Annotated in this window: 16 protein-coding genes and 1 pseudogene; 13 read left to right on the forward strand and 4 right to left on the reverse strand. The window is 71.0% G+C overall.

The window, feature by feature from the left end; genetic code table 11:
* Positions 1-143 precede the first annotated feature (143 nt).
* Positions 144-2,273 (reverse strand): annotated as a pseudogene (gene glgX, locus G531_RS21085) (glycogen debranching protein GlgX); the annotation flags it as partial.
* A 178-nt stretch (positions 2,274-2,451) separates the two neighbouring features.
* Here glgX and G531_RS0107045 point away from each other — a divergent pair.
* The 3 genes from G531_RS0107045 to G531_RS0107055 all read left to right on the forward strand — a co-directional run bounded on the left by G531_RS0107045 (position 2,452) and on the right by G531_RS0107055 (position 5,202).
* On the forward strand, positions 2,452-3,249 hold the full coding sequence (locus G531_RS0107045; protein WP_035758045.1) for an enoyl-CoA hydratase/isomerase family protein: 798 nt from the start codon (positions 2,452-2,454) through the stop codon (positions 3,247-3,249).
* Between the two features lie 207 nt (positions 3,250-3,456).
* Complete coding sequence (locus tag G531_RS0107050) at positions 3,457-4,236, forward strand: electron transfer flavoprotein subunit beta/FixA family protein (RefSeq protein WP_035758048.1); 780 nt, start codon at positions 3,457-3,459, stop codon at positions 4,234-4,236.
* 27 nt (positions 4,237-4,263) lie between these two features.
* Positions 4,264-5,202 carry an electron transfer flavoprotein subunit alpha/FixB family protein gene (locus tag G531_RS0107055; protein WP_026926699.1) on the forward strand — a complete coding sequence of 313 codons (939 nt, stop codon included), beginning with the start codon at positions 4,264-4,266 and terminating at the stop codon, positions 5,200-5,202.
* Between the two features lie 81 nt (positions 5,203-5,283).
* Here the strand turns inward: G531_RS0107055 and G531_RS0107060 are convergent, their stop codons facing one another.
* Together G531_RS0107060 and G531_RS21090 are read right to left on the reverse strand one after the other, a co-directional pair.
* Positions 5,284-6,168, reverse strand: coding sequence for a peptidoglycan DD-metalloendopeptidase family protein (locus tag G531_RS0107060; RefSeq protein WP_035758051.1), 885 nt, complete (start codon positions 6,166-6,168; stop codon positions 5,284-5,286).
* 149 nt (positions 6,169-6,317) lie between these two features.
* The gene (locus tag G531_RS21090) at positions 6,318-7,787 is read right to left on the reverse strand and encodes an ArnT family glycosyltransferase (RefSeq protein WP_051215179.1); all 1,470 of its coding nucleotides are present in this window, start codon (positions 7,785-7,787) and stop codon (positions 6,318-6,320) included.
* Between the two features lie 133 nt (positions 7,788-7,920).
* Here G531_RS21090 and G531_RS0107070 point away from each other — a divergent pair, with 133 nt between their 5' ends.
* The 5 genes from G531_RS0107070 to G531_RS24425 all read left to right on the forward strand — a co-directional run bounded on the left by G531_RS0107070 (position 7,921) and on the right by G531_RS24425 (position 14,208).
* Complete coding sequence (locus tag G531_RS0107070; protein WP_026926701.1) at positions 7,921-9,069, forward strand: cysteine desulfurase family protein; 1,149 nt, start codon at positions 7,921-7,923, stop codon at positions 9,067-9,069.
* Positions 9,070-9,115: 46 nt separating this feature from the next.
* Positions 9,116-10,228, forward strand: coding sequence for a tRNA 2-thiouridine(34) synthase MnmA (gene mnmA / locus G531_RS0107075; protein WP_026926702.1), 1,113 nt, complete (start codon positions 9,116-9,118; stop codon positions 10,226-10,228).
* A complete protein-coding gene (locus G531_RS21095) occupies positions 10,228-11,241 on the forward strand; it encodes a uroporphyrinogen decarboxylase/cobalamine-independent methonine synthase family protein (protein ID WP_035758056.1) in 1,014 nt (337 codons plus the stop codon). The genes mnmA and G531_RS21095 overlap by 1 nt, the downstream gene beginning before the upstream one ends.
* A 71-nt stretch (positions 11,242-11,312) precedes the next feature.
* Positions 11,313-13,454: an NAD-dependent DNA ligase LigA gene (ligA, locus tag G531_RS0107085; protein ID WP_026926703.1), complete on the forward strand. Its 2,142-nt coding sequence runs from the start codon at positions 11,313-11,315 to the stop codon at positions 13,452-13,454.
* Between the two features lie 4 nt (positions 13,455-13,458).
* Positions 13,459-14,208 carry a hypothetical protein gene (locus G531_RS24425; RefSeq protein WP_051215180.1) on the forward strand — a complete coding sequence of 250 codons (750 nt, stop codon included), beginning with the start codon at positions 13,459-13,461 and terminating at the stop codon, positions 14,206-14,208.
* Positions 14,209-14,233: 25 nt separating this feature from the next.
* On the opposite strand, the gene G531_RS0107095 is transcribed toward G531_RS24425, so the two are convergent.
* On the reverse strand, positions 14,234-14,863 hold the full coding sequence (locus G531_RS0107095) for an ACT domain-containing protein (protein ID WP_051215181.1): 630 nt from the start codon (positions 14,861-14,863) through the stop codon (positions 14,234-14,236).
* 248 nt (positions 14,864-15,111) lie between these two features.
* On the opposite strand from G531_RS0107095, the gene gatC reads away from it, so the two are divergent.
* Genes gatC through G531_RS0107120 form a run of 5 tightly spaced genes read left to right on the forward strand, consistent with a single transcriptional unit; the run spans position 15,112 to position 19,987 of the window.
* Positions 15,112-15,435 carry an Asp-tRNA(Asn)/Glu-tRNA(Gln) amidotransferase subunit GatC gene (gene gatC, locus G531_RS0107100; RefSeq protein WP_035758059.1) on the forward strand — a complete coding sequence of 108 codons (324 nt, stop codon included), beginning with the start codon at positions 15,112-15,114 and terminating at the stop codon, positions 15,433-15,435.
* Positions 15,432-16,940 carry an Asp-tRNA(Asn)/Glu-tRNA(Gln) amidotransferase subunit GatA gene (gatA, locus tag G531_RS0107105; protein WP_026926707.1) on the forward strand — a complete coding sequence of 503 codons (1,509 nt, stop codon included), beginning with the start codon at positions 15,432-15,434 and terminating at the stop codon, positions 16,938-16,940. Before gatC ends, gatA begins: the two co-directional genes overlap by 4 nt.
* On the forward strand, positions 16,937-18,439 hold the full coding sequence (gatB, locus tag G531_RS0107110; protein WP_026926708.1) for an Asp-tRNA(Asn)/Glu-tRNA(Gln) amidotransferase subunit GatB: 1,503 nt from the start codon (positions 16,937-16,939) through the stop codon (positions 18,437-18,439). The genes gatA and gatB overlap by 4 nt, the downstream gene beginning before the upstream one ends.
* Before the next feature lie 58 nt (positions 18,440-18,497).
* Complete coding sequence (locus G531_RS25635; RefSeq protein ID WP_145978696.1) at positions 18,498-19,499, forward strand: hypothetical protein; 1,002 nt, start codon at positions 18,498-18,500, stop codon at positions 19,497-19,499.
* A 26-nt stretch (positions 19,500-19,525) separates the two neighbouring features.
* A complete protein-coding gene (locus G531_RS0107120) occupies positions 19,526-19,987 on the forward strand; it encodes a hypothetical protein (protein ID WP_145978697.1) in 462 nt (153 codons plus the stop codon).
* The last annotated feature ends 342 nt before the right edge of the window (positions 19,988-20,329 follow it).

Raw genomic sequence — 20,329 nt, forward strand, 5'->3', positions numbered from 1 at the left:
CGTCAGCCCTCGGCGTGCTCCGATTCGGCCCGGTCGGGCCCGTCCTCCGGCTGCCCCTCGCTGTTGTGCTGGTCGTGCTGATCCGGCTGGTCGTTCTGACCCGGCTGATCGGTCTGATCCGGCTGCTCGGTCTGATCCGGCTCGGTCTGCTCGGCCTCGACCGGCTGCGGGGCGAGCGCGTCGACCTCGGCGCGCAGCAGCACCACACACCGCGGCGGAAGGGTGAGCACCGCCCCGGGCTCGAAGGTCTCCGCCACCGCGGGCAGTTCGTCGTTCTCGGCGGTGTGGGCGAGCAGCGTCCAGTTCCTGGCGTACGCCCCACCGGGCAGGGTGACCTCGATCGGCTCGTGATGGGCGTGCATCCAGATCAGGAAGGCGCTGTCCGGATCGGAGGTGTACATCGCCAGCGACTTGCGGCCCGGATCGTTCCAGGCGCCCTCGTCCATCTGGTTGCCCGACTCGTGGAACCAGGTCAGATCCGGCCGGCCCAGCGGGTTGCCGTCGACATCGCGCAGTTCGGTCTCGTGCCGGAACCGGTCCGGGCTCAGCGCCGGGTTCTCCGCCCGCAGCCGCAGCAGCGTGGCGGTGAGTTCGAAGACGTCGTTCCACTCCTCGCGGGTGGTCCAGTGCACCCAGGAGATCGGCGAGTCCTGGCAGTAGGCGTTGTTGTTGCCGTCCTGGGTCCGGCCCATCTCGTCCCCGGCGGTCAGCATCGGGACGCCGTTGGCCAGGCACAGGGTGGCCATCAGGTTGCGGACCTGCCGGTGGCGCAGCGCCCGCACCCCGGGATCGTCGGTCTCGCCCTCGAAGCCACAGTTCCAGGACCGGTTGTCATCGGCCCCGTCGCGGTTGTCCTCCCCGTTGGCCTCGTTGTGCTTGCCGTCGTAGGTGACCAGGTCGCGCAGGGTGAAGCCGTCATGGGCGGTGATGAAGTTGACCGAGCTGCGCATCAGCCGGTCGCTGTGGTCGAACACGTCCGGGGAACCGGACATCCGGGTCGCCAGCTCGCTCACCCCGGCCACCTGGCCCCGCCAGAAGTCCCGCATGTAGTTGCGGAAACGGTCGTTCCATTCGCTCCAGCGGCTGCCCCAGGCGCCCACCTGGTAGCCGTAGGGGCCCATGTCCCAGGGCTCGGCGATCATCTTGATGTCGGCGAAGGCGGGATCCTGGGCGATCCGCTGCTTGAACGGATGGTCCTGGGTGACGTGGTGGTTCTCGTCGCGGATGAGTTCGGTGGCCAGATCGAACCGGAATCCGTCGACCCCCATCTCGGTGACCCAGTAGCGCATCGAGTCCAGCACCATGTTGAGTACGCCGGGCTCGGAGGTGTCCACCGAGTTGCCGCAGCCGGTCACGTCATAGTCGTTGTGCAGATCGTCGGTGAGCCGGTAATAGCCGCCGTGGTCGATGCCCCGGAAGCTCAGCGTGGGGCCCTGGTGGCCGCCCTCGCCGGTGTGGTTGTAGACGACATCGAGGATCACCTCGATCCCGGCCTCGTGGAACGCGGAGACCATTTCCTTGAACTCGGTCACCTGCTGGCCCAGGGTGCCGATCGAGGCGTACGCCGAATGCGGCGCGAAGAAGCCCAGGGTGTTGTAGCCCCAGTAGTTCGACAGGCCGCGGCCGATGATGAACGGCTCGGAGACGAAGTGCTGGATCGGCAGCAACTCGATCGCGGTCACGCCCAGTTCCTTGAGGTGATCGATCACCGCGGGGTAGGCCAGGCCCTGGAAGGTACCGCGCAGGTGTTCGGGGACCATCGGGTGCAGCCGGGTGAAGCCCTTCAGGTGGGTCTCGTAGATCACCGATTCGTGCAGCGGGCGCCGGCGGGCGATCGGGGTCGGCGCGGGGGAGTCGGCCACCACGACCGACAGCGGCACTGCGAAGGCGGAGTCGGTGATGTCGGGGACGTAGTTGTCGTCGGCCGGGTGGTCCAGGATCGGGCCGGAGTAGTCGACGCCGGCGGTGATCGCCCGGGCGTACGGATCGAGCAGCAGTCGGGCCGGGTTGAACCGGGCCCCGGTGTGCGGATCCCAGGCGCCGTGGACGCGGTAGCCGTACAGCTGGCCGGGCAGGATGTCGGGGACCTCGATGCTCCAGACCCCATCGGCGCCCAGCACCATGTCGTGGTTGATCTGGGTGCGGTCCTCCTCGACCAGGGCCAGCTCGACCGCGGTCGCCCGGGGGGCCCACAGCGCGAAGTGACAGCCGCTGCCCCGCAGCTTGGCGCCCAGCACGGAGGTGTCACCGGGGGCCGGCAGAGCTTCGGTCATGGGGTCTCCTGGGGTCTCGGACGTGAAGTCAGGGACGGCATGCCCGGGCCGGTCGGCGCCGTGGGCAGCGCACACACTACACCCCGGGGGCTGGTGCGCAGGGCGGCTCGCTGACCGCTAGAGTGCCCGTGGACCCCACCTGCGGGGCCGTCCGATGCACTGAACCAAAGGGGATTCAATGACCGAGGCCACCTTCGACACCGGATCGCAGCTGCTTCGCCTGAGTGCCGCCGACGGGGTCGGCACGATCAAGGTCGACACCGGCAAGAAGATGAACCCGCTCAACAACGAGATCCAGGTCGCCGTCGGGCGGGCCGCGGATCTGGCTGCGGAGTCCGCCGACATCGCCGCGGTGGTGCTGACCGGTGGCCCGGTCTTCGCCGCCGGCGCGGACATCAAGGAAATGGTCGACATGGATTCGGCCACCATCCGTGCGGCGATCACCGCGGGGCACGAGGGCTACAACAAGCTGGTCGACCTGCCCAAGCCGGTCGTTGCGGCGGTGAACGGGTACGCCCTGGGCGGCGGTCTGGAACTCGCCCTGTGCGCCGACATCCGGATCATGGCCGACGACGCCAAGGTCGGCGTTCCCGAGGTTACCCTGGGCGTCGTCCCCGGGCTGGGTGGTACGCAGCGGCTGGCCCGGCTGATCGGCCCGGCCAAGGCCAAGGACATGATCTTCACCGGCCGGATGGTCGGCGCCGAGGAGGCCCTGGCGCTCGGCCTGGTCGACCAGGTCCTGCCGGCTGCCGAGGTCGAGGCGGCCGCCTACAAGTGGGCCTCGCGCTTCGTCGGGGGTGCCGCGCTGGCGTACGCCGCGGCCAAGCGTGCGGTCAACGGGGGCCTGGACCGGTCGCTGGCCGAAGGCATCGCGCTGGAGGTGGCGGAGTTCTCCGGCCTGTTCGACACCGAGGATCAGAAGATCGGGATGCGGGCCTTCGTCGCCAAGGAGAAGCCCACGTTCACCGGCCGCTGATCCGGCGCCGCGGCCCGGTCCGCCCGGTGCCATAGGTTGCGCTGATAACACCCCGTCCCAAGAAACTTGGGGCGGGGTGAATCTATGTTCACTACCTGTTGTGTAGTGTGGCCCCCAACAAGCCCGGTGCCCCCGGCGGCCACGACCGCCCGGGCGTACCGAAATGTGTTGCGCAGGTCCGCCTGCGCCCTTTCAGAGTGGAGAGAGATGAAGATCGTCGCGCTAGTGAAGTACGTGCCCGACGCCACCGGGGATCGCGAGTTCTCCGATGACGGCACCGTCGACCGCGAGGTTGCCGGTCTGCTGTCCGAACTCGATGAGTACGCGGTGGAGCAGGCCCTGCAGATCGCCGAGAACGCGGATGACGCCGAGGTGATCGCGGTCACCGTCGGCCCCGACGACGCCAGCGACGCCCTGAAGAAGGCTCTGCAGATGGGGGCCGGGTCGGCGGTGCACATCAACGACGACGACATCCACGGCACCGACGCGCTGGGCACCAGCAAGATCCTCGCCGCCGCGGTGCAGAAGATCGAGCCCGATCTGGTGATCTGCGGCATGGCCTCCACCGACGGCAGCATGGGCGTGGTCCCGGCGATGCTCGCCGAGCGCCTGGGCTGGCCGGCGGTCACCTACGGCGTCGACCTCAAGGTCGAGGGGTCGGAGGTCTCGATCCGCCGCGACGGCGACACCGCCTCGCAGACCATCTCCGCCCAACTGCCGGCGGTGGTCTCGGTCACCGACCAGTCCGGTGAGGCCCGCTACCCCTCGATGAAGGGGATCATGGCCGCCAAGAAGAAGAAGGTCGAGGACTGGGAACTCGACGATCTGGATCTGGACGGCGACGACTTCGGGTTGGAGGCCGCGTACAGCAAGGTCGAGTCGACCTCGCCGCGCCCGCCCAAGGCCGCCGGCACCAAGGTCGTCGACGAGGACGGGTCCGGTGGCAAGGCCCTCGCGGACTTCCTGGTCAACGGCAAGTTCATCTGATCGACCGGTTTCGAAGGAGTTACGTAGATGTCGAATGTTCTCGTTGTTGCTGAAGTTTCCGGTGGGGTTGTCAGCAAGCCGACCCTGGAACTGCTGACCGCCGCCCGGCGGATCGGTGAGCCCGTCGCCGTGGTGTTCGGTGCCGCCGGCGAGGGTGCCGCCACCCTGGGCGAGTACGGCGCCACCCGCGTCGTCGAGGTGAATGACCCCGCGTTCGCGGAGTACCTGGTCGCGCCGCAGGCCGAGGCGCTGGCTCAACTGGCCGGGGCCGAGTCTCCCGCCGCGATCCTGCTGGCGTCCTCGCTGGACAACAAGGAGATCGCCGGTCGCCTGGCGGTCAAGTTGGACTGCGGGGTGATCACCGATGCCGTGGACATCGCCGCCGATGGCACCACCACCCAGTCGGTGTTCGCCGGTAACTTCACCGTGCAGGCGAAGGTCACCAAGGGATGCCCGATCGTCACCCTGAAGCCGAACTCGGTGGCCCCCGAGGCCGCCCCGGCCGCCGGCGCGGTCGAGCAGGCCTCGGTGACGATCTCCGATGCCGCCAAGGGTGCGCGGATCACCAGCACCCAGGAGAAGGCCGCGTCCGGGCGTCCGGAGCTGACCGAGGCCGCGATCGTGGTCTCCGGTGGCCGCGGTACCGGGGGCGACTTCTCCGAGGTGGAGGCCTTCGCCGACACCATCAAGGCCGCCGTCGGTGCCTCCCGCGCCGCCGTCGACGCCGGGTGGTACCCGCACAGCTTCCAGGTGGGGCAGACCGGTAAGACCGTGTCCCCGCAGGTGTACGTCGCCGCCGGCATCTCCGGTGCGATCCAGCACCGCGCCGGGATGCAGACCTCGAAGAACATCGTGGTCGTGAACAAGGACGAGGAAGCTCCGCTGTTCGAGATCGCCGATCTGGGCGTCGTGGGTGACCTGCACAAGGTCCTCCCGGCCGCCACGGAGATCCTCAAGAACCGCTGATCTCCCAGCGCTTGCGCAGATACTGACAGCGCCGACCGGTTTCCCGGTCGGCGCTGTCGTTGTTCGGTCTCCCGGGAGGGCTCAGAGCTTCGCGTACGTGTCGGCGTTGAGGAACCTCGCCACGGCTCGGTAGGTGTTCGGGCCGGGCTGCCCGTCGATCGGGCCGGTGTACCCGTGTTGGGCCGCCAGGCGCTGGAGCGCGCGGTAGGTGTTGACGCCGGGCCTGCCGTCGATCGGGCCGGTGTAGCCGTGGTTGCGCAGGGCGCGCTGGAGGGCCGCGTAGGTGTTGCTGCCCGGTTTGCCGTCGACGGGCCCGGCGTACCCGTGGCTCTGCTTCAGCCAGTTCTGCATCCGCTGGTAGAAGATGGGGCCCGGTACGCCGTCACTGGCCGTAGCGCTCTTCGGGATGGTGCCGCCCGGGGACGTACTCGGCGCGGACCCACTCGGTGCGGCGCCGCCGGGAGCCTGCGCGTAGTCCAGCGGATTGCGCCGGACCCCGTTGGGATCGTAGAGGTGCCAGTGCAGGTGCGGGCCGGTGCTGCTCCCGGCGCCGGGGGCACCGGGCCGGCCGCCGGACCGGGCGATCACGTCGCCGCTGTTCACCCGCGCCCCGTGTTCGGCGGCGAAACCGGAGCAGTGCAGGTAGTACGACCCCCAGCCGTTGTCCATCGCGACGATGGCGGCCCAGCCGCCGGTGCCGTAGTTCTTGTTGATCGCCAGGCGCCCGGCGACGGCCGACCTGAGCCCGGTGCCCACGTCCATGCCGTAGTCGATCCCGCCTTCGGAGTAGGACATGTGGTCGGCCCAGGTACCGGTGATCCGGTACCCGGTGAACCAGTTCACGATCGTGCCGGGGCCGGCGGCCCGGGCCAGGGTCGGGACGGCCAGACCGCCGACCGCGAGAGCGCCGGCGCCGAGACCGGCGCCGAACAGGGTGCGACGGGACAGACGGGGAAGCGTGGGCATGATGTCTCCTGGGGTCGGCGACAGCGATCGACCGGGGGTGGGGTCGATCCGGGTGGGACGGTGCGACACCGGCAACCTAGGCGCCGGCACGGTCCCCGGACAGCGGCGGGAACCGGGAACCTTCCCCCGGTGATCTCCGGTTGCCGCGGTCACGAGATGTGGCGCAGCTGCTCCCACACCTCGGGCCAGGTGCCGCGCAGACCGCGACAGACCAGGATCGGTTGCCCCTGGGCCTCGTTGTCGATCCCCAGCCGGTTGTCGATGGTGGCGACCTGGCTGCACTCCGCGAAGTGCTGGGGCAGTCGGCCGTCCCGGGCGAAGCGAATGGCCACCACGGTGGCGTCCGGGTCGGTCGGCCGACGGAAGTCGGCGTACGCATTGTGCGGTGAGTACGCCGGCGGCAGGCCCCGGTCGGGGCCGAAGCGGTCGATCGCCCCGGCCTCGCCGTAGCTGGCACTGAGCAGGATGACCCGCTCGCGTTCGTCGGCCGGGAGTTCGCGCACGACCGCGGTGACCTGATCGGCCAGTTCCGGCCAGCCCACGCTTTCCGCGCCGGACGCATTGGCCCGCGCGACGACCGGGATCGCGGCCACCGGCAGCAGGGGAAGGGCGATCGGCAGGGCAACCGCGGCGGTCAGCGCCAGGGTGATCCGGCGGACCCCGGTCGCGGCGATCCCGGCCAACGCGACCGCGACCGTCAGCGGCAGTACGTAATAGGGGCGGCCGCCGGTCACCAGTACCAGCACCAGACCGACCGGCCACGCCCACAGCAGCGGTCGGAAGATCCGTCCGTCGGCAGCGGTGGCCAGCCAGCGGACCCCGCGGACCAGGGCGGGCACCAACAGCGGCCCCAGCAGCAGGACCTGCATGGGCAGCAGCAGTGCCCGGTTCTCCGTGCCGATCCGCTCCGCCAGTGCTTGGGCCATTGCGAACTGGGGCCAGCCGTTCGCGGCCTGCCAGAGCAGATGGGGCGCGGCGATCGCCAGGGTCAGCGCAATTCCGACCGGCAGCCACCAGGTGCGCAACAGATCCCAGCGGCGTTCCAGGAGGACGCCCACCGCGAGGGCGATGAACAGCACCACGATGAGATTCTTGTTGAGCAGGGCCAGGCCGGCCACGGCACCGATCACCGGCCACAGTCGACAATCGCCGGTTCGCAGCAGCCGCGCGGTCAGCCACAGCACCACACTCCAGGCGAGCAGGTCGAAGGTGGCGGTGGACAGCAGATGCCCGATCCCGAGCGTGAACGCCCCGGCCGCCACGGCGACGGCCCCGAGGACCTGGCGGCGCCGATCGCCGCCGAGCTCGCGGACGAACAGCGAGCCGGTCGCGACCGTCCCGGCGGTCGCCAGTGCCGGCGCGATCCGCAGCACGAGGAGATTGCCCGGCGCGATCGTGTCGGCGAGCCGGGCCAGCAGCGGGGTGAACGGCGGCTGGTCCACGTAGCCCCAGGCCAGGTGCCGTCCCGCCTCCAGAAAGTACAACTCGTCGCGATGCCAGCCGTAGCGCGCCGCCACCAGCAGGAGCAGGCTCGCCGTCAGGGCCATCACGATGAGCACTCCGGGCGGCAGTGCCCGGTCGGCGGTGGTGCTCCGGACGCGTTTCCCGGTGGAATCCACGGTGGCCCCTCGCGGCTGGCATGAGCCCGGCCGGCACTGGTCCGGGCCCGCTGACGTGGGGACCCAGTCTACCGGGCACCCGCGCAGCGATGCCCCGGCCGACCGCGGTGGGCCGGCGCGCTAGCGTGGTCGGGTGTCCAGCGCAACAGCCCGGGTCTACCTCGACCATGCCGCGACCTCGCCGCTGCGCCCGCAGGCCCGGGCGGCCCTGACCGAGTACGCCGGGCTGGTCGGAAATGCGTCGAGCCTGCACACCTCCGGGCGCCGGGCCCGGCAGGTGCTGGAGGAGGCCCGGGAATCCCTGGCCGCCGATCTCGGCGCGGCCCCGGCCGAGGTCATCTTCACCTCCGGCGGCACCGAGGCGGACAACCTCGCGGTGCAGGGGAGCTGGCTGGCCCGCCGCCCCGGCCGCAATCGGGTGCTGGCCTCGGCGATCGAGCATCCCGCCGTGGCCGAGACGGTGGGGGCCCTGCGTACGGCGGGGGCGGACGCCCGGGAGATCCCGGTCGACGCCGCCGGGCTGCTCGACCTGACCGCGCTGAACGACCTGCTGACCGAGCCGACCGCGGTGGTGTCGGTGATGGCGGTCAACAACGAGACCGGGACCGCGCAGGACCTGGCCGAGGTGACCCGCCGGGCGCAGGCCGCCGGCGCCTGGATGCATGCCGACGCGGTCCAGGCCCTGGGCCACCTGCCGATCGACTTCGCCGCGAGCGGGCTGGACCTGCTGTCGGTCTCGGCGCACAAGGTCGGCGGTCCGATCGGGATCGGCGCCCTGCTGGCCCGCAAGGACCGCAGCCCGCGGCCGATCGGGCACGGCGGGGGACAGGAGCGCGACCTACGCTCCGGCACGCTCGCCCCGGCCCTGGCCGCCGCCTTCGCCGCCGCGGTACGGGCTGCCACGACGGCCCGGGAAGCCGACCGGGCGGCCCAGACCCGGTGGCGGAGCCGGATCGCCGCGGCGGTCACGGAGATTCCCGGCGGGCGCGTGAACGGCGCACCGGGGTCCCCGGCGATCGTGAATGTGTCCTTCGCCGACTGTCGCGCCGATGATGTGTTGTTGCTGCTGGACCGGGCCGGGATCGACGTCTCCACCGGCTCGGCCTGCACCGCCGGGGTGCATCAGCCGAGTCCGGTGCTCGCGGCGATGGGGCGTACCGACGAGCAGGCACGCCAGTCGCTGCGGATCTCGATGGGCTGGACCACCACCGACGCCGACATCACCGCGCTGCTCGCCGCACTGCCGGAATCGGTCGCCCGGGCGCAACTCGCGTATTCTTGAGCGGGCCGATTTTCCAGCACAGCTCGAACCAGGACAGGAGGGCCGGATGCGCGTACTGGCCGCAATGTCGGGCGGGGTCGATTCCGCCGTCGCCGCGGCACGGATGGTGGCCGCCGGCCACGACGTGACCGGAGTCCACCTGGCCCTGTCGAAGAATCCGCAATCCTTCCGCACCGGCTCCCGCGGCTGTTGTTCGCGGGAGGATTCCCACGACGCCCGGCGCGCCGCCGACGTGCTCGGGATCCCCTTCTACGTGTGGGATCTGTCCGATCGCTTCCGCGATGACGTGGTCGAGGACTTCGTCGCCGAGTACGCCGCCGGCCGGACCCCGAACCCGTGCCTGCGCTGCAACGAGAAGATCAAGTTCTCCGCCGTCCTGGAGCGGGGCCGCGCGCTCGGCTTCGATCTGGTCGCGACCGGGCACTACGCCCGGCTGACCGAGACCACCACGAACGGGGAGTGCGAGGTCCGGCTGCACCGGGCCGTTGATCCGGCAAAGGACCAGTCCTATGTGCTGGGCGTGCTGACCCAGGAGCAGTTGCGGTATTCGGCGTTCCCGCTGGGGGACACCCCCAAGGACGAGGTACGCGCCGAGGCCGCCCGGCTGGGCCTGGCGGTGGCGACCAAGCCGGACTCCCACGACATCTGCTTCATCCCCGACGGGGACACCGCGGGCTTCCTGGCCCGGCAGTTGGGGGAGCGACCCGGGGACATCGTCGACGAGGCCGGCGCGGTGGTCGGCCACCATGCCGGTGCGCACCGGTTCACCGTCGGGCAGCGCCGCGGCCTGCAACTGGGGACCCCGGCCGCCGACGGGCAGCCGCGGTATGTGCTGGGCATCACCCCGGTCAGCAACACCGTGACCGTCGGGCCGAAGGCTGCCCTCGCCGTGGACCGGATCCGGGCGATCCGGCCGCGCTGGACCGCCGCCGAGCTGCCCGCGGGCACCGCGCGTGGCCTGGTCCAGGTCCGGGCGCACGGGGAGCCGCTGCCGGCGACCTGGACGCTCACTGCCGACACCCTCGAGGTCGAGTTGGACACCCCCGCGGTCGGCATCGCGCCCGGTCAGGCCGTGGTCTGCTACCGCGGCACCGAGGTCGTTGCCTCGGCCACGATCGATTCCACCGGCAGCGCCGCCGCCGACGCCGACGTCGCCTGATGTCCGGGGTCCGCGCCTCGGCGCTCGGGTCCTGGCCGGGGACCGATTTTGCGGCGACCCAGCGGATGGTCCTCGGCGAACTCACCGAGCTGCCGCACCTGGTCGAGCTCCCCGCCCGCGGCGTCGGGGCCCAACTGATCGGCCGGGCCACCGCCATGGTCACCGAGATCGGGCTGGACCTGCAACCGGCCGGCTGGCGGCTGGCCGGTTCCCCGGGGATCGATCAGTCCCGGGCTCGGGCGTTGTGGCGCAACGACCTCGACCGGCTCGAAGAACTGGCCCAGGGGTACGCCGGCGCGTTCACCGTCGCCGTGGCCGGTCCCTGGACGATGGCGGCCCTGGTGGAGAAGCCGCGCGGGGACAAGGTCCTCGCCGATCCGGGCGCCCGGCGCGAACTGGGCCAGGCGCTGGCCGACGGTGTGGCAGCCCAACTGCGCGAACTGCGGCGCCGACTGCCCGGTCTGGCCCTGCGCCTGCAGCTCGATGAACCGTTGCTGCCCCAGGTGGCCTCCGGCGCGATCCGCACCGCCAGTGGTCTGCACCGCCACCGGGGAATCGACCGGGCCGAGCTGTCGGCGGCCTGGACCGCGTTCGGGGAGCAGCTGACCCGCCACGGCGCCGGGGAGGTCCCGATCACCCTGCACTGCTGTGGTGCCGGACTGCCCTGGGAGGCGGTGGAGCAGGCTCCGCTGACCGGCCTGTCGGTGCCGGCGTACCTGCAGCGCAGCGCGGACTGGGACCATCTGGCCGGCTGGTTGGATCGGGGCCGCGAGCTGTGGCTGGGGGTGCTGCGGACCGATCGGGCGAACCCGCCCGAGCCGGCGGTCCGGCCGATCGTCGCGGCGGCGCTGGCCGGCGTACGCCCGCTCGAACTGGGCCCCACGGTGACCGAACGCCTGGTGCTGACCCCCGACTGCGGCCTGGCCGGCTGGCCGATGCCCCGGGCGATCGCGGCGGTACGCGCCCTCACCCGAGCCTGCGACGAGGTGACCGACCGCCTCACCGAGAGCTGACCGCGATTTTTGTCCCCGGCGGGCGCTAGATTCGGGTCCGCCCCTGCACCAGCGATCAATGGGAGTCGACGATGGCCGAAGTGGATCGGACCCAGTACGAGGCGGACAAACAGCGCCTGCGCGAGGCCGCCGAGGCCTACTACAACGGCACCGACCTGCTGCTGGACGATGCCACCTTCGACGCACTGAGCCGACAGCTCGCCGCGATCGAGGCGGCCCATCCGCAGTGGGCCGCCGGGGACTCCGCGACCGATCAGGTCGCGGCGGGGGCCGCGGTGGCCGGCGATGTCGCCCACACCGTCCCGATGTTGAGCCTGGGCAACGTATTCGATCCCGACGAACTGGGCGACTGGCTGGCCGGGGTCGCCAAACGGGCCGGAACCGAGGACCTGGTGTTCACCGTCGAGCCGAAGTTCGACGGCCTCGCCCTCAGCGCCCGCTACGAGGAGGGCCGGCTGACCCGACTGGTCACCCGCGGCGACGGCTACCACGGCGAGGACGTCAGCTACGCCGCCCCGAACATCGTCGGTCTGCCGCCGCGGCTGACCGAGCCCGTCGCGATCGAGGTGCGCGGGGAGGTGATGCTGACCACCGCCCAGTTCGAGGCCGCCAACGAGGCCCGGATGACGCACGGGGACCGACCCTTCATCAACGCCCGCAACGGGGCCGCCGGAGCCCTGCGCGGTGCTGCCGACCGCAAGTATCCGATCGCGATGTCGTTCTTCTGCTACGACGTGATCACCCCCGAGACGACGTCCCCCGAGGGCGCCGGTGCCGGCCGCTACGTGACCGCGCTGCAGCGCGCCCACGACCTGGGCATCACCATCGGGGTGGAGACGATCTCGGGCATCGACACCTACGCCGCCGCCGAGGTGCCCGCGGCGGTGACCGCGATCGAGGAACGGCGCGGCAGCCTGCCGTTCGCGATCGACGGCGCGGTGATCAAGGTCGACGACTATGCCGCCCGGGCGAAGATCGGCTCCTCCTCGAAGGCCCCGAACTGGGCGATCGCGTACAAGTACGCCGCTGAGGAGGGCATGTCGAAGCTGATCGACATCATCTGGCAGGTCGGGCGTACCGGGGTGATCACCCCGCGGGCGGTGATCGAGCCGGTGATGGTGTCGGGCACCACGATCACCTACGCCACGCTGCACAACCCCGATGACATCACCCGGAAGGGATTCCGGATGGGCGACACGGTCATCGTCAAGCGGGCCGGTGAGGTGATTCCGCGGCTGGAAGCCCCGGTGGTGAACCTGCGCGACGGCTCGGAGACCGAGATCGAGTTCCCCGAGGTCTGCCCCCGCTGCGGGTCGCCGATCGACAAGTCCGAGGCGCGCTGGCGCTGTTCCCGCGGGCGCCAGTGCGGGCTGGCCGAGGCGGTCACCTATGCCGTCTCCCGGGAGGCCTGGGACATCGAGGGCCTGGGCAAGAAGCAGGTGGAGAACCTGGTCGCTTCGGGCCGGGTGGGCGGTGTCGATGACGTGTTCACCCTGACCGAGACCGACCTGATCGAGTTCGGCAAGGTGGCCCCGGCCAACGCCCCGAAGATCACCGCCGAGATCGAGCGGGCGCGGACCTCCCCGTTGGCGCGGACGATCACCGCCCTCGGCATCCGGGGCACCGGCCGGGCGATGAGCCGGCGGATCGCCAAGCACTTCCGGACGATGGATGCCTTCCGGGCCGCCGGCATCCCCGAACTCGAGGCGGTCGACGGGATCGGCACCGAGAAGTCCGCGATGATCGTGCTGGAGCTCGCCGAGCTCGCGCCGGTGATCGATCATCTCAGTGAGCTCGGGGTCAGCATGGCCGACGAACTCGATCCCGCCGTTGCCGAGGTCGCCGCGGAGGTGGCCCCGGACAGCGTCGACACCGCCGCCGGCTCCGCCGGCGCCGCCGGCGCCGGGGAGCCGGGCGCCGAGGAAGCGGGGGCGGACGCGGACGGCGCTGCCGGCGCGGCAGCCCAGCCGCTGGCGGGGATGAAGGTCGTGGTCACCGGATCGATGGTCGGCCCGTTGGCCGACCTGTCCCGCAATGAGATGAACGAACTGATCGAGTCCCTGGGTGGGCGGGCGACCGGCTCGGTGTCGAAGAACACCGATCTGCTGGTGGCCGGCGAGAAAGGCGGATCGAAACGGGCCAAGGCCGAGCAGTTGGGGGTGCGGATCGTGAGCGAGGACGAATTCGCCGCCCTGATCGGCCGGGTAGGGTGAAGCGGTGGCGACCGACTACTTCCGTGAGCTGGCCCTCGACCCGCGGCTCAGCGACGCACAGCTGGCCGAGCAGATGCAGCTGCTGCTCCGGTACGCCGGCAGCCCCGATCCGGCGCAGCGGCACCGGGCCCAACTGGCCGATGAGGCGCTGGACCTGTTGCGGCACCACGGCCGCGCGGCGCTGGCGGGCCCGTCCGGACAACCGGTCGGCCAGCCCGGCGGACAGCCCGACGGCGGCCGGCCGGTGATGCGCCCGGCGCTGCCGAACAGCTCGGTCGGGATGGGCATCGACCGCGGCGAGCGGACGATGGAGCCGGTGCCCCCGCTGGTCCGCGCCGAGGATCTGCTTGCCCCGGAGAAGCCCTACTCCCAGGCCTCCGCGGTGCCGCCGCCGTCCCCGGCCCGGGTGGCGCCCGGGCCGATGGCGCCCGCCTACGCAGCCCCGGCCACCCACACGGTCGCGCCCGCCGCGGTGCCCAGTGCCGGTCCGCCGGCGTACGCCCCGCCCCCGGTGGAGGTCGACCTCACCGCCTCGGGACGGCTGTTCTCGAATCTGAATCTGAACGGCCCGGCCGCCGCCCGGGTGCGGCCCCGGATCGGGGAGTGGGGTCCGCAGGAGGTCCCGAGTACGCGGGCCAAGCGCCGGATGCGGTGGCTGGTGCCGGTGGTGTTCGGGGTGCTCGCGGTTGTGGTGGCGCTGTCGATGTACTGGTTCTACTCGGTGCTGCTCGGCAAGCCGTTCTTCGGTATGTGAGCCACGGCGACCGGCCGGGGCCGGCTCAGTCCGCCTCGGGAACCATCGAGGCCAGGTAGCGCAGCCGCGCCACCTCGGCGCGCACGTACGGCGGACCACCGGAACGGCCGACCACGATCGCCCGGTCGCCGCGGACCGGGGCGCTCGCCACCACCGTCTCGACCCAGTCCGGGTACCAGCCGTGCGGCAGTTCGAGCGAGCCGGCGTCCTCGCTGGGAGCCAGCTTGGCCACGTGTTCGGGTTGCAGATCGGGTGCGAGGGCGGTGGCCGCCAGACAGGCGTGCGTCCGTCGGTCGACCAGCGCGGCCCACTGCGAATGGAAGGCAACCGGAGCGGACTCGAGCAATGCCTCGGCCGCGTGGTCGGGATCGTCGACCATCAGTTCCAGGGTCTCCATGTCGGTTTCCAGCCCGCCACCGCTGGGGTACCGCGAACACCACAGCACATGGACCTGGTCGATCTGCGTACAGGCGCTGACCGCATTGTCCGGCATCATCCCGTCGGGCAACGCCACGATGAAGTCGTCGACCGCGCGGTCCTCCTCCCGGCTGACGACCTCGACCGCATGGATGTCGGCGCCGATCGCGCCCAGTGCGGACGCCACCTGGCCGAGCATGCCCGCGCGGTTGGGCAGGGAGATCCGGATCAAGTACACGGGGCAGTTCCTTCAGGTGCTCGGGGGTAGCAGGGTCAGTGTAGGGGACCTGCGACGAAAGCCGGGGGTCCGCTATCGGGGGGACAGTGGTCCGGGGTCGGGCATGAAATATTGGGTAGCGGCATCCTTGACTAGGATTGCGGACAAGTGTTGCGGTCAGGTGTCGCTGCGCCCGGGGCTGTGTTGCGGTCGTGTCACATGTGACCGATGGGGTCACCTCGCCGGGGGCTCGGCCATCCGATCGTGTGATGCATCCCAGGAATGGAGAGTCCCTCGTGGCGTTGAGCGTGGAGGATGTGGCCAGGTTGTCCGACCTGGCCCGCATCGATCTGTCCCCTCAGGAGTTGGAGCACCTGGCTCCGCAGTTGGAGGTCATCCTCGAGGCGGTGGCCCGGGTGTCCGAACTGGACACCGAGGGGGTCGAGCCGACCTCGCATCCGCTGCCCCTGCGCAATGTGTTCCGGCCCGATGTGGTCCAGCCCTCGCTGACCAACGCCGAGGCACTGGCGATGGCCCCGGTGGCCGAGGACGAGCGATTCCGCGTCCCGCGGATCCTGGGGGAGGAGCAGTGACCGAGATTCTGCGGGCCGCCGCCACCGACCTGGCCGCCGCCATCGCCGCCGGTGAACTGTCCTCGGTGGAGGTCACCCGGGCACACCTGGACCGGATCGCCGAGGTCGATGACCGGGTGCACGCCTTCCTGCACGTGGACACCGAGGGCGCGCTCGCCCAGGCCGCCGCCGTCGACGCCGATCGGGCCGCCGGGAAGGAACTCGGCCCGCTGGCCGGCGTACCCCTGGCGCTGAAGGACGTGCTGACCCAGCGCGGGGTCCCCACTACCGCCGGGTCGAAGATGCTCGAAGGCTACCTGCCGCCCTACGACGCCACCGTGGTCAGCAGGCTGCGCGAGGCCGGGATCGTGATCCTCGGCAAGACCAACATGGACGAGTTCGCGATGGGCTCCTCCACGGAGAACTCCGCCTACGGCCCCACCCACAACCCGTGGGATCTGGACCGGACCCCGGGCGGGTCCGGCGGCGGTTCGGCCGCGGCGCTGGCCGCCTTCGAGGCGCCGCTGGCGATCGGAACCGACACCGGCGGCTCCATTCGCCAACCCGCCGCGGTGACCGGCACCGTCGGGGTCAAGCCCACCTACGGCGGGGTCTCCCGCTACGGCCTGATCGCCCTGGCGTCCTCGCTGGACCAGGTCGGTCCGTGCGCGCGCAACGTGCTGGACGCCGCACTGCTGCACCGGGTCATCGCCGGCCACGACCCGCGCGACTCGACCTCCGCGGCTGCCGCGGTGCCCGATGTGGTGGGGGCGGCCCGGCACGGCGACGTACGCGGGATGCGGATCGGGGTGATCCGTGAACTCGGCGGCGAGGGCTACCTGCCCGCGGTCGAGCAGGCCTTCCACGACACCGTCGAGCTGCTGTCGGCCCAGGGCGCGGAGGTCGTGGAGGTCTCCTGCCCGAGCTTCGACCATGCCCTGAGTGCCTACTACCTGATCCTGCCGGCCGAGGCGTCCTCGAACCTGTCCCGGTTCGACGCGATGCGCTACGGCCTGCGGGTCGGTGACGACGGCGAGCACTCCGCCGAGCAGGTGATGAACGCCACCCGTGGGGCCGGGTTCGGGGCCGAGGTCAAGCGGCGCATCATGATCGGCACGTACGCCCTGTCGGCCGGCTACTACGACGCGTACTACGGCACCGCCCAGAAGGTCCGTACGCTGATCATCCGCGACTTCGACGCCGCGTTCGAGCAGGTGGACGTGCTGGTTTCCCCGACCACCCCGACCACGGCCTTCCGGCTCGGCGAACGGGTGGATGACCCGCTGGCGATGTACAAGTACGACCTGTGCACGCTGCCGACCAACCTCGCCGGGAATGCCGCGGGTTCGTTCCCGGTCGGGCTGGCCGACGGGCTGCCGATCGGGTTCCAGGTGATCGCGCCGCCCCTGGCCGACGAACGGATCTACCGCGTCGGCGCGGTTCTGGAGCGGGAGCTCCGGGCTCAGTGGGGCGGGCCCCTGTTGGATCGGGTGCCGGCGCTGAACGGAAAGCAGGAGCAGCGATGAGTGAGACGTTGGTCGACTACGACACCGCGGTGGCGCAGTGGGACCCGGTGATGGGTCTGGAGGTCCACGTCGAGCTGAACACCGCCTCGAAGATGTTCTGTGGCTGCTCGACCGCCTTCGGTGCGGCGCCCAACACCAACGTGTGCCCGGTCTGCCTCGGTCTGCCCGGGGCGATGCCGACGGTGAACGCCAAGGCGATCGAGTCCGCGATCCGGATCGGGCTGGCGCTGAACTGCTCGATCGCGCCGTGGTGCCGGTTCGCGCGGAAGAACTACTTCTATCCGGACATGCCGAAGAACTACCAGATCTCCCAGTACGACGAGCCCATCGCGCACGACGGCTGGCTGGACGTCGAGGTGGACGGGGAAACCTTCCGGATCGAGATCGAGCGCGCGCACATGGAGGAGGACACCGGCAAGTCCACCCATGTCGGGGGCGCCACCGGCCGGATCCACGGCGCCGATTACTCCCTGCTCGACTTCAACCGGGCCGGGGTGCCGCTGATCGAGATCGTGACCCGCCCGATCGTCGGTGCCGGGGAGCGGGCTCCGCAGATCGCCCGGGCGTACGTGGCGGCCCTGCGGGACCTGATCAAGGCGCTCGGGGTCTCCGAGGCGCGGATGGAGCAGGGCAACCTGCGCTGCGATGTGAACGTGTCGCTGCGGCCGTCTCCGGAGCACGAACTCGGCACGCGGACCGAGACCAAGAACGTGAACTCGCTGCGTTCGGTCGAGGGGTCGGTGCGCTACGAGATCTCCCGGCAGGCCGCCGTTCTGGACGACGGACAGGCGGTGCACCAGGAAACCCGGATGTGGCAGGAGTCCACCGGGATCACCACCCCGGGGCGCTCGAAGGAGACCGCCGAGGACTATCGGTATTTCCCCGAACCCGATCTGGTGCCAATCGCGCCGGATGCCGACTGGGTCGAGCGCCTGCGGGCCACACTGCCCGAGCCCCCGGCCCAGCGGCTGCGCCGCCTGCAGAAGGAGTGGGGCTTCACCGACGCCGAACTGCGGGACGTGGTGAACGCCGAGGCCACCGGTCTGATCGAGGAGACCGTTGCCGAGGGCTGCTCCCCGGCGGCGGCGCGCAAGTGGTGGCTGACCGAACTCGCTCGACGGGCAAATGAGGCCGGGACGGAACTCAGCGAGCTCGGGATGCGTCCGAAGGCGGTGGCCGACATCCAACAGCTTGTTGAGGCGGGCACCATCAACGACAAGCTCGCCCGTCAGGTGATCGACGGGGTGCTGGCCGGGGAAGGTACGCCTGCCGAAGTCGTCGCCGCTCGGGGCCTGGCCGTGGTCTCCGACGACGGGGCGTTGTCGCATGCGGTGGACGCGGCCATCGGGAACAATCCGGCTGTTGCCGACAAGATCCGGGCCGGCAGGGTGCAGGCCGCCGGAGCCCTGATCGGGGACGTCATGAAGCAGCTGGGCGGGAAAGCGGACGCGGCGAAGGTGCGGGAACTCATCCTGACCAAGCTCGGGCCCGGGGCCTGACCCGGATCCGCCGTCGGCACAACAGACCACACAGACGCTGAGACTCGAGGAGAACGCGATGAGCGGACAGCAGGGTTGGGGCAACAACCCCGGCGGTGGATTCGGACAGCAGCCCGGTGGTGGCGTACCGAACCAGGGATGGGGCGGCCAGCCCGGCCAGGGCTCCGGCGGCGGCTACGGACAGCAGAATCCCGGTGGTGGCGTACCGAACCAGGGATGGGGCGGCCAGCCCGGCCAAGGCTCCGGCGGTGGGTACGGGCAGCAGAATCCGGGTGGTGGCTTCGGGCAGCAGAATCCGGGTGGTGGCTTCGGGCAGCAGAATCCCGGTGGTGGCTTCGGGCAGCAGGGCCCCGGCGGTACGCAACCCCTGCCGAACCAGGGTGGCTGGGGCCAGGGCCCGCAGACCGCGCCCGGCGGCGGTATGGGTGGCGGAACGGGCGGCCCCGGGGGGCCCGGCGGATACTCCCAGGGGCAGCAGCCGCCGAAGAAGAAGAAGGGCTGGCTGCTTCCGGTCCTCATCATCGTCGGCGTCCTGCTGGTCGGCGGCATCATCACCGCGGTCGTGGTGAACAGCAACAAGAGCAGCGACGGGGTGGCCCCGCCCCCGGTGCCGCCCAGCAGTTCCACGGCGAACCGGCCCACCGAAACGACCCGGAGCCCGCGGCCGACCTCCTCCTCGACCAGCCAGAAGCCGACCGGGGGCCAGACCTCCTCGGGCGGCAACAACTCCAAGAGTGTGCCGGGCAGCCTGCCGGCGTCCTTCGGCAGCTACTCCAAGATCGGTGAGTCCGGGAACGTGCTCGCCTATTCCGCCGGCAGCAAGCAGATCGGCGCGGTGGCGACGAACCTGCCGTACTCGGCGATCAAAGCGGCCGCGGACTCCGGGCAGATCACCGACGTGACCACGGTCGATGCCACGATGCTCTGCGGACAGATCCAGGGCTACCGGTCCTGTTTCCGCGAACTCAACGGAGGCTACCTGCAGGTCTCCGCGATCTCCGGCTTCACCGGCTCCGAGGAACTCGCGCAGGTCACCAAGCAGCTCTACGACGCACTCTGAGACCCGGCGAACGAGTGGAGACGACCATGTCCGCACAGCCTGCGCAGCCTGCCGCCGCGGCAGGCCGGATCCGGCGTACGGAGAGGGTGTGGTCGGTGACCATCATCGCGGTCGCCACGGTGCTGATCGCCGGGATCGTGGTGGCGCTGCTGGCCGTCGGGCCGAAGTTCTGGTTGAAGAGCGCGGACTCCGTTCTGCCGCATGCGATCACCGGGTTCGAGCAATCCGGTGGCGGCCCGCGCGACCGGGTCTACCTCGGCGAGTCCGGGGTGGCGGTCGCGGTGATCCGACGCGAGAGCTTCGCCGCGGCGAACAAGGACGGGCTGTCCCGGGTGGATGGCTCCACCTATTGCGGAGCTACCCCCGACCTGCCGCAGGCCTGTGTGAAGGAACTCGACGGGGGCACCCTGCTGGTCGGGATCACCCGGTCCGCCGGCGACGAGGTCGATGTGCGGGAAGTGACTCGGGAGATCTACCAGCGGCTGTGACGCTGACGCCCCCGGCGATGCGTGGTCTGGCTGCCCGCGGGTGCTGGTTGCTCCTAGCGGGGTCGGGTGGTTCCCGCGAGTACTCGTGCTGGGTCACGGGTGCTCGTGCCGGGTCGCGGGCCCGGATGTGGTGCGCGGGCCCTGCAGGGGCCGCGTGACCGAACTCGGCCCGCGCACCGGAAGTCAGCCCGCGGTCCGGCCGGGTTCCGCTGCAGTTGGGGCCTGCTCCCGGTGCCCGGTCTACTGGGGAGGCGGGGTCGGGTGGCTGTCCGCGGGTGCTCGTGCCGGGTCGCGGGCCCGGATGTGGTGCGCGGGCCCTGCAGGGGCCGCGTGACCGAACTC

Source organism: Granulicoccus phenolivorans DSM 17626 = NBRC 107789 = JCM 15570 (genome assembly GCF_000423085.1).
Classification (GTDB): Bacteria; Actinomycetota; Actinomycetes; order Propionibacteriales; family Propionibacteriaceae; genus Granulicoccus; species Granulicoccus phenolivorans.

Bases quoted from the DNA above. Each gene is read 5' to 3' on its own strand.
- gatC (WP_035758059.1), top strand. From the start codon at position 15,112: ATGCATCCCAGGAATGGAGAGTCCCTCGTGGCGTTGAGCGTGGAGGAT.
- G531_RS0107060 (WP_035758051.1), bottom strand. From the start codon at position 6,168: ATGCCCACGCTTCCCCGTCTGTCCCGTCGCACCCTGTTCGGCGCCGGT.
- ligA (WP_026926703.1), top strand. From the start codon at position 11,313: ATGGCCGAAGTGGATCGGACCCAGTACGAGGCGGACAAACAGCGCCTG.
- G531_RS25635 (WP_145978696.1), top strand. From the start codon at position 18,498: ATGAGCGGACAGCAGGGTTGGGGCAACAACCCCGGCGGTGGATTCGGA.
- gatB (WP_026926708.1), top strand. From the start codon at position 16,937: ATGAGTGAGACGTTGGTCGACTACGACACCGCGGTGGCGCAGTGGGAC.
- mnmA (WP_026926702.1), top strand. From the start codon at position 9,116: ATGCGCGTACTGGCCGCAATGTCGGGCGGGGTCGATTCCGCCGTCGCC.
- G531_RS0107055 (WP_026926699.1), top strand. From the start codon at position 4,264: ATGTCGAATGTTCTCGTTGTTGCTGAAGTTTCCGGTGGGGTTGTCAGC.
- G531_RS0107045 (WP_035758045.1), top strand. From the start codon at position 2,452: ATGACCGAGGCCACCTTCGACACCGGATCGCAGCTGCTTCGCCTGAGT.
- G531_RS0107050 (WP_035758048.1), top strand. From the start codon at position 3,457: ATGAAGATCGTCGCGCTAGTGAAGTACGTGCCCGACGCCACCGGGGAT.
- G531_RS0107120 (WP_145978697.1), top strand. From the start codon at position 19,526: ATGTCCGCACAGCCTGCGCAGCCTGCCGCCGCGGCAGGCCGGATCCGG.
- G531_RS21095 (WP_035758056.1), top strand. From the start codon at position 10,228: ATGTCCGGGGTCCGCGCCTCGGCGCTCGGGTCCTGGCCGGGGACCGAT.